Raw genomic sequence first — 8,169 nt, 5'->3', positions numbered from 1 at the left:
CGCGACGACCGTCCCGGTGGCTTCCGTCGCGACGACCGCCGTGACGAGCGTCCGTCCTTCCGCCGTGACGACGACCGTGGTGGCTTCCGCCGCGACGACCGTGGCCCGCGCCGTGACGACGACCGCGGCGGTTTCCGCCGTGACGAGCGCCGTGACGACCGTGGCCCGCGCCGCGATGACGACCGTGGCGGCTTCCGCCGCGACGACCGTCGCGACGAGCGCCCGGCCTTCCGTCGTGACGAGCGTCGTGACGACCGTGGCCCGCGTCGTGACGACGACCGTGGCGGCTTCCGCCGCGACGACCGCCGTGACGACCGTCCGGGTGGCTTCCGTCGTGACGAGCGCCGTGACGACCGTGGCCCGCGTCGCGATGACGACCGCGGCGGCTTCCGCCGCGACGACCGTCGCGATGACCGTGGCCCGCGCCGTGACGACGACCGCGGCGGCTTCCGCCGTGACGAGCGCCGTGACGACCGTGGTCCGCGCCGCGACGACGACCGTGGCGGCTTCCGTCGCGACGACCGCGGCGGCGACCGTGGCCCCCGTCGTTCGTTCCGTGACGACCGTCAGGGCGGCGGCTACCGCGGCGGCCGTGACGACCGTTCCGGTGGCTACGGGCGCCGGGACGACCGCGACCGTGACCGCGGTGACCGGGAGCCGGTGAAGCGGCTGCCGATCCCCGAGGACGTGACGGGCGAGGAGATCGACAAGGACGTGCGGCAGGAGCTGATGAGCCTGCCCAAGACCCTCGCCGAGGACGTCGCCCGCAACCTGGTCATGGTGGCCAACCTGCTGGACGAGGACCCCGAGCAGGCGTACGAGTACTCCCGGGTCGCCCTGCGGCTCGCGTCGCGCGTCGCCGCCGTGCGTGAGGCCGCCGGCTTCGCCGCGTACGCCACGGGCAAGTACTCCGAGGCCCTCGCCGAGTTCCGTGCCGCGCGCCGGATGACCGGTTCGGTCGAGCTGTGGCCGGTCATGGCCGACTGCGAGCGCGGCATGGGCCGCCCGGAGCGCGCCCTGGCCATGGCCGGCGAGCCCGAGGTGCAGAAGCTCGACAAGGCGAGCCAGGTCGAGATGCGCCTGGTCGCCGCCGGTGCCCGCAAGGACATGGGCCAGGCGGAGGCGGCCGTCGTGACGCTGCAGAGCCCCGAGCTGGCGTCGAACTCCGTCCAGCCCTGGACCGCGCGCCTGCGCTACGCGTACGCCGACGCCCTCCTCGACGTCGGCCGGGAGGCCGAGGCCCGTGAGTGGTTCGCCAAGGCCCTCGAGGCCGACCAGGGCGGCACCACGAACGCCTCCGACCGGCTCGCCGAGCTGGACGGCGTGGAGTTCACGGACGCCATGGAGGAGGACGCCGACGAGGCCGACACCGCCACCGAGGCCGACACCGCCGTCGAGGTCGAGGCCGACGCCGAGCCCAAGGCCGAGGCCGAGGCTAAGGACGCCGACGCCGACGCCGACGCCGAGGCTCCCAAGGAGACCGGCGACCAGGGCTGATCCGTAGCGATCGCACGTCGAACAACGCCGAGGGCGGGGGCCCGGATCATCCGATCCGGGCCCCCGCCCTCGGCGTTTCGCGTATCAGGGCTCAGTTCAGGGCCAGGCTCCGCAGCACCAGGCCCGTGGCTGGCTTGGGGCCGAACGACGTGGACTTGCGCGGCATCGTCACGCCCTGCTCGGCCAGCTCCCGCACGACGTCCTCGCGGACGGGGTGCATCAGGACGGCCGTACCGCCGTGGCGCTCGGCCTGCTTGACGGCCGCGGCCGTCTCGTGGATGTAGCCGATGTGCTCCGGGTCGTCGGGAACCCGCCAGATGTTCTCCAGCAGGACCGAGTGCAGCACCGTCGCGTCCAGCTCGCGCCAGGCCTGCGGGCGGTCGGCCGGGACCGTGCGGTCCAGCAGCAGCGGGTCGGGACGGTCCAGCAGGTGGAAGCGGCCGTCGCCGGCGAGCAGGAAGGCGTTGCCCGGCCCCGAGGCGGCCTCGGCCAGCGCCTCGAGGGCGTTGGGCAGCGGGCCCTCGAGGGTGCGGACGCGGAAGGCGCCGCCCAGCGCGGCCAGGGCGTCCTGGACCGGCAGCCGGTGCAGGAGGCGGTGGATGGCCCGTACGCGCAGCGGGTAGCGGGCGGTGTCGACGAGCAGGACGAGGCCGAAGTCCCAGGGGCCCGGCGCCGGCTGTTCGGCGCGCAGCCGCAGGTAGGTGGCCCAGCGGTGGTGGCCGTCGGCGATCAGGGCGTGCCGGCGGCCGAGGTCGTGGTCGATGAGGGCGAGGTCGTCCGGGTCGGTGATGGACCACAGGCGGTGGGCGTAGCCGTCGTCGGTGGCGGTGGACAGCAGCGGCTCGGTGCGGATGACGCGTTCGATGACGGCTGCCGCGCCCTCCTCGTCGTCGCCGCCCCGGTAGGAGAAGAGGAGCGGCTCGAGGTTGGCGCCGGTGTCGCGCATCAGGGCGGCGCGGTCCTCGATGATGTGCGGCATGACGTCCTCGTGGGGGAGGACGACGCCCTCCTCACGCGGGGTGAGGTGCAGTGCGCCGATGAGGCCGCGCTGGAGTATGCCGTCGCCGCTCTGCTCGTACACGTAGAGCGCGGGCTCGGGGTCGGCGGCCAGGATCCGCTCCTCCTGCCAGCGGCGCAGGGTCTCGGCGGCCTGGCGGTGCCGGTCGGCGGCGGTGGCGGCCTGGGGGAGGATGAGGCGGACGATGTTGTGCGGGTCGGCGGTCTCCAGGTGGCGCAGGCCGTCGGGCCGCACGACGACGTCGTACGGTGGCGAGGTGACCGACGCGAGGCTGCCGACCCGCTCGGGGACGTAGCGCAGCCCTCGGAAGGGGGCGAGGCGCAGCCCCCGCTCTGCGGGGCTGCCGTTGGCGCCGTTGCCATGGCCTGGAGTGCTCATTGTGAAATGTTATGTCTCGTGGCCGGATGAGCAATGATCGTGGGAGAGACGTACAGCACAAGGAGCGAACACAGCATGAAGCAGACCGTCCGCACCCGGCCCGGCGGTAGCGAGCGGCGGCTGGACGCCGCCTATGACACGGCGCTGCTGGACCTCGACGGCGTGGTGTACGCGGGCGGCGAGGCCATCGCGCACGCCGTGGAGTCCCTGGGGACGGCCCGGGACGGCGGGATGCACCTGGCGTACGTGACGAACAACGCGGCGCGCACCCCGGAGACCGTGGCGGGGCACCTGACCGAGCTGGGGGTGCCGGCCGAGCCCGCGGACGTGATCACGTCGGCGCAGGCCGTGGCCCGGCTGATCTCCGAGCAGCTGCCGTCCGGCTCCCGGGTGTTGGTGATCGGGGCGGAGGGGCTGCGGGTCGCGCTGCGCGAGCGCGGGCTGGTGCCGGTGGAGTCGCTGGACGACGACCCGGCCGCGGTGGCGCAGGGGTACGGCGGTCCGGACATGCCGTGGTCGCGGCTGATGGAGGCGTCGTACGCGGTGGCGAGCGGGCTGCCGTGGTTCGCCTCGAACACCGATCTGACGATTCCCAGCGCCCGGGGCATCGCGCCGGGCAACGGCTCGGCGGTGCAGGTGGTGCGGATAGCCACCGGCGCGGAGCCGCAGGTGGCGGGGAAGCCGCTGCCGCCGATGCACCGCGAGACGATTCTGCGGACCGGTGCCGAGCGGCCGCTGGTGGTGGGCGACCGGCTGGACACGGACATCGAGGGCGCGCACGCGGGGGGTGTGGACTCGCTGCTGGTGCTGACCGGGGTGACGACGGCCGCGCAGCTGCTCACCGCGCCCCCGGAGCACCGGGCGACGTATGTGGCGGAGGACCTGCGGGCGCTGCTCGTGCCGCAGCCGGAGGTGTCGGAGGCCGACGGCGGGGCGTTCCGGTGCGGCGGGTGGACGGCGTCGGTGGACGGTGAGGCGCTCGCCCTCGAGGGTGACGGTGACCGCGCCGACGCGCTGCGGGCGCTGTGCGCCGCGGCGTGGACGGCGGCGGGGGACGGTACGTGCGCGCTGGACTCCGCGAAGGCGCTGGCCCGGCTGGGCTGGTAGCGGGTGTGGTCGTGATGCCGGGGCGGACGCGAACGCGTCCGCCCCGGCATCACGTTCCGGTCAGCCCAGTTCCGCCAGGAGGTCCTCTTCGGTGGCGCCGCGCCGCCAGTAGCCGGTGAAGGTCACCGCCCGGCGGTCGACGCCGCGGTCGCCGACGAGGTGGCGGCGCAGGGCGCGGACGGTGCCGGATTCGCCGGCGATCCAGGCGTAGGGCGTGCCGGAGGGCAGCCGTGCGGCGCGGACCGCGTCGAGGGTGGGCTGTCCGGCGACGCCGCGGATCAGCCAGGTGATGTCGGCGTCGGCCTCGGTGGGCAGGTCCGTCACGTCGTCGGGGTGGGCGACCTCGAGGAAGACCTTGGCCGGGGTGCCGGCCGGGAGCCAGGCGAGGATGCCGGCCGCGGCGGGCAGGGCGGACTCGTCGGCGGTGACCAGGACCCAGTCGGTGCCGGCGGGCGGCTGGAAGTCGACGCCGCCGTTCTCCTCGGCGGTGGGGCCGAGGATGGCGACGCGGTCGCCGGGGCGGGCGGTGCGGGACCACAGCGACGCGGGCCCGCTGTGCCCGTCGTCCGTTCCGTGCTGGACGAAGTCGACGTCGAGCTCGTCGGGGTCGTGGCGCAGTTCGCGCACGGTGTACGAGCGCATGACGGCCCGTACGGCCGGGTCCTGGACGCGCCATTGGGCGTACCAGCCCACGCCCCGGTCGTCCGGGAGCACCGGGGCGGGCTGTCCCGGCCGGGGGAGGAACAGCTTGAAGCGCTGGTCGCGGCCGCCGGTGACCATCTCGCCGAGCCGGTCGCCGCCGAAGGTGACGCGGACCAGGGAGGGGCCGACCCGTTCGGTGCGCAGGACGTGCAGGTCGAACCAGCGGTAGGGCGGGGGCGGGGCTTCGGACATCGCTGGGGGCGGTCCTTTCGGTCGGTGCGGTCGGGGGCCCGGCGTCAGGACGTCTTCTTGGCCTTCTCGATGGCCGCGGCGAGGTTCTCCAGGAGGGGTGCGCAGCCGGCGTAGGAGAAGCGCGGCTCGCTCAGCCAGGGGGAGACCTGGCCGGCCTTGACGGCGGGGAGCTGCGCCCAGGTGGGCTTGGCGGCGAGGTCCTTGGGCTGCAGGGCGGAGGTGCGGCTGTCGAGGATGATGAGGTCGGCCTGGTACTTGTCGGCGTTCTCCCAGCTCAGGCTCTCGAAGTAGCCGCCCTTGTCGAGCTTGTCGGGGACGACGAGGTCGACGCCGAGCTCGCGGAAGTACATCAGGTCGGCGTTGACGGCCGGGTTGGAGACGTAGAAGAGGTCGGCGCTGCCGGAGGCGGCCATGACCTTGATCCGGTTGGTTTTGGCGGCCTTGCGCAGGGTCTCGGCGGCCTTCTCGAAGCGGGCCTTGGCGTCGGTGACCTTCTTGGCCGTCAGGTCGGCGCCGAGGGAGTCGGCGAGGGCGGCGTAGCGCTTGATGGGCTCGAGCATGGAGACCCGGGCGGAGGTGAGGCCGACGCTGGGGGCGAAGCCGAGGATCTTCTTCTTGCTCTCCTCCGGCACGTACCACAGGGCCTCGGGCTCGAACATGTTGCTGACGAGCAGGTCGGGCTTGAGGGCCGCGTACTTCTCGATGCCGAACTCGCCCCAGGCGTTGCCGAGGACGGTCAGCTTGTCGATGTCGAGGTCGCCGGCCTGCGGGTCGGGCTTGCCGTCCTTGAGGGTGGTGGGGCCGAAGACGCCGACGCATTCGACGCCGAAGTCGTGGAGGGCGGCGGCGGTTCCGGTGAAGGCGACGATGCGCTGGGGGGTCCTGGCGGCCTTGACGGTCTTGCCGCGGTCGTCCTTGAAGGTCCAGGCGCCGTCTCCGCCGGAGTCGCCGGAGGCCGATGAGGACGAGCCGCCCCCGCAGGCGGTGAGGAGGGCGCCGAGGCCCAGGGCGCCGCCGGCGGTGAGGAAGCCGCGACGGGAGGGAGCAAGGGTGCGGGGGGTGCTCATGGGGTAGTGCTTCTCTCGAGTGAGGATCAGATGTGAGGGTAGGCTAACCTAACCGGGTGTTGGTCGACAGTGCCCCTCCCCCCACCGCCGCCCCGGAGGCGGAACCCCGCCGCCGCGCCGCCCCGCGCGCCGCCGGACTCCTCGCCGCGGTGGGCGCCCTCCTGCTGGTCCTCGTCGCGTCCGTCGCCGTGGGGGCCAAACAGATCCCCCTCGACCAGGTCTGGCACGGGCTCTTCCACTACACCGGCAACGAGACCGACGTGGTCGTACGCGACGTACGCGTCCCCCGCACCCTCCTCGGCCTGCTCGTCGGCGCGGCGCTCGGCCTCGCCGGCACCGTCATGCAGGCCCTCACCCGCAACCCGCTCGCCGACCCCGGCCTGTTCGGCATCAACGCCGGCGCCGCGGCCGCCGTGGTCTCCGGCATCGGCTTCCTCGGCGTCAGCTCCCTGACCGGCTACGTCTGGCTCGCCTTCCTCGGCGCCGCCGCCGTCTCCGTGGTCGTCTACGCGCTCGGCGGCAGCCGGGGCGCCACGCCCGTACGCCTCGCGCTCGCCGGCACCGCCGTCACCGCGGCCCTCAACGGCTACGTCTTCTCCGTCCAGTTGCTCGACACCGCCGCCCTGGACCGGATGCGCTTCTGGACCGTCGGATCGCTGGCCTCCGCCAACTCCACCGTCGTCACCCAGGTCGCGCCCTTCATCGTGGTCGGCGTCGTGCTCGCCCTGACGCTGGCACGGCCCCTCAACGCCCTGGCCCTCGGCGACGACCAGGCCCGCGCGCTCGGCACCCGGCTGACCGCCACCCGCGTCCTCGCGCTGGCCGCCGTCACCCTGCTGTGCGGCGCGGCGACCGCCGCCTGCGGGCCCGTCATCTTCGTCGGGCTGATGGTGCCGCACGTCGTCCGCGTCTTCACCGGCCCCGACATGCGCTGGATCCTGCCCTACGCGGCCGTCCTCGCACCCGTCCTGCTGCTCGGCTCGGACATCGCCGGCCGCGTCGTCGTCCGCCCCTCCGAACTCCAGGTCGGCATCGTCACCGCCCTGCTGGGCGGACCGCTCTTCATCCACCTCGTACGGCGCCGGAGGATGGCCCGACTGTGAAGCACGCAAGGACCCTGCGCACCCGCGGCGGGCTCTCCGTCCGCCTCGAGACGCGCGCCGCGCTCGTCGTGCTGCTGCTCGCGGCCGGGGCGCTCGCCGCCTCCGTCGCCCTCATCGGCACCGGCGACTACCCCATGACCTTCGCCGACGTCGTCCGCACCCTGACCGGCGACGGCACCCCGGCCCAGGACTTCGTCGTCCACGACCTGCGGTTGCCCCGCGTCCTGGTCGGCCTGCTCGCCGGCACCGCCCTCGGACTGGCCGGCGCCGTCTTCCAGTCCGTCTCCCGCAACCCCCTGGGCAGCCCCGACGTGATCGGGCTGGGCCAGGGCTCGACCGTGGGGGCGCTGCTCGTCATCGTCCTCTTCCAGGGCGACCCCCCGGCCGTCGCCGCCGGATCCCTCGCCGGAGGCGTCCTGTCCGGCGCCGCGATCTACGCGCTCGCCTGGAAGAAGGGCGTACAGGGCAACCGGTTCGTCCTCGTCGGCATCGCCATGGCCGCCATCCTCACCGCCGTCATCGGCTACCTGCTCACCAAGGCCAACCTCACCGACGCCGCCCGCGCCACCGTGTGGATGGTCGGCTCCCTCAACGGCCGCGACTGGGACCAGGTCCGGCCCCTGCTCCTCGCGTGCGCCGCGCTCGTCCCCCTCGTCCTCGGCCACGGCCGCGCCCTGCGCATGCTGGAGAGCGGCGACGACACCGCGTACGCGCTCGGCGTGCCCGTCGAGCGGACCCGGCTGGTCACCATGGCGGCCGCCGTGCTGCTGACCGCCGCCGCCACGGCCGCCGCCGGGCCCATCGCCTTCGTCGCCCTCGCCGCGCCCCAGCTCGCCCGGCGCCTGACCCGCACCCCCGGCCCCAACCTCATCGCCGCCGCCTGCACCGGCGCCACCCTGCTGGTCACCGCCGACTGGGGCTCGCAGCGGCTCTTCGGCGCCGACCGGCTGCCCGTGGGAGCGCTCACCGGCATGCTCGGCGGCTGCTACCTGCTGTGGCTGCTGTTCACCGAGCGCCGCGCGGGGCGGATATGAGCACGGCCCGCCCCCGTACCCCCGCACAAGGAGAGAACACCGTGAGCGACGCACGCGTGGCCACCGGCCCG

The 8,169-nt window shown here is 74.2% G+C and carries 8 protein-coding genes; 5 read left to right on the top strand and 3 right to left on the bottom strand.

The genetic code is table 11. The annotated features are described in order from the left end of the window. Together AB4K12_RS25610 and AB4K12_RS25605 are read left to right on the top strand one after the other, a co-directional pair. On the top strand, positions 1-664 hold a 664-nt coding region (locus AB4K12_RS25610), incomplete at its 5' end, for a hypothetical protein (RefSeq protein WP_368436501.1). A 5-nt stretch (positions 665-669) separates the two neighbouring features. Continuing rightward, on the top strand, positions 670-1,497 hold the full coding sequence (locus AB4K12_RS25605) for a hypothetical protein (RefSeq protein ID WP_368436560.1): 828 nt from the start codon (positions 670-672) through the stop codon (positions 1,495-1,497). A gap of 91 nt (positions 1,498-1,588) precedes the next feature. Here the strand turns inward: AB4K12_RS25605 and AB4K12_RS25600 are convergent, their stop codons facing one another. Continuing rightward, positions 1,589-2,893 carry a DUF1015 family protein gene (locus AB4K12_RS25600; RefSeq protein WP_368436499.1) on the bottom strand — a complete coding sequence of 435 codons (1,305 nt, stop codon included), beginning with the start codon at positions 2,891-2,893 and terminating at the stop codon, positions 1,589-1,591. Positions 2,894-2,968: 75 nt separating this feature from the next. On the opposite strand from AB4K12_RS25600, the gene AB4K12_RS25595 reads away from it, so the two are divergent. Continuing rightward, positions 2,969-4,000, top strand: coding sequence for an HAD-IIA family hydrolase (locus AB4K12_RS25595; protein ID WP_368436498.1), 1,032 nt, complete (start codon positions 2,969-2,971; stop codon positions 3,998-4,000). 60 nt (positions 4,001-4,060) lie between these two features. Here AB4K12_RS25595 and AB4K12_RS25590 read toward each other — a convergent pair whose 3' ends face one another. After that, complete coding sequence (locus AB4K12_RS25590) at positions 4,061-4,894, bottom strand: siderophore-interacting protein (RefSeq protein ID WP_368436496.1); 834 nt, start codon at positions 4,892-4,894, stop codon at positions 4,061-4,063. A 44-nt stretch (positions 4,895-4,938) separates the two neighbouring features. Then, positions 4,939-5,961, bottom strand: coding sequence for an ABC transporter substrate-binding protein (locus tag AB4K12_RS25585; protein ID WP_368436494.1), 1,023 nt, complete (start codon positions 5,959-5,961; stop codon positions 4,939-4,941). 59 nt (positions 5,962-6,020) lie between these two features. Between AB4K12_RS25585 and AB4K12_RS25580 the strand changes: the two genes are divergently transcribed. Both AB4K12_RS25580 and AB4K12_RS25575 read left to right on the top strand, forming a co-directional pair. Further along, positions 6,021-7,064 (top strand): FecCD family ABC transporter permease, encoded by a 1,044-nt coding sequence (locus AB4K12_RS25580; protein WP_368436558.1) that lies wholly within the window; start codon positions 6,021-6,023, stop codon positions 7,062-7,064. After that, positions 7,061-8,098, top strand: coding sequence for a FecCD family ABC transporter permease (locus tag AB4K12_RS25575; protein WP_368436492.1), 1,038 nt, complete (start codon positions 7,061-7,063; stop codon positions 8,096-8,098). The genes AB4K12_RS25580 and AB4K12_RS25575 overlap by 4 nt, the downstream gene beginning before the upstream one ends. The last annotated feature ends 71 nt before the right edge of the window (positions 8,099-8,169 follow it).

It is taken from the genome of Streptomyces sp. C36, from assembly GCF_040932295.1.
In the GTDB taxonomy this organism is placed as follows: Bacteria; Actinomycetota; Actinomycetes; order Streptomycetales; family Streptomycetaceae; genus Streptomyces; species Streptomyces triculaminicus.
Note: the sequence above shows the minus strand (reverse complement) of the source record. Positions and strands in the feature narration are given on the sequence as shown.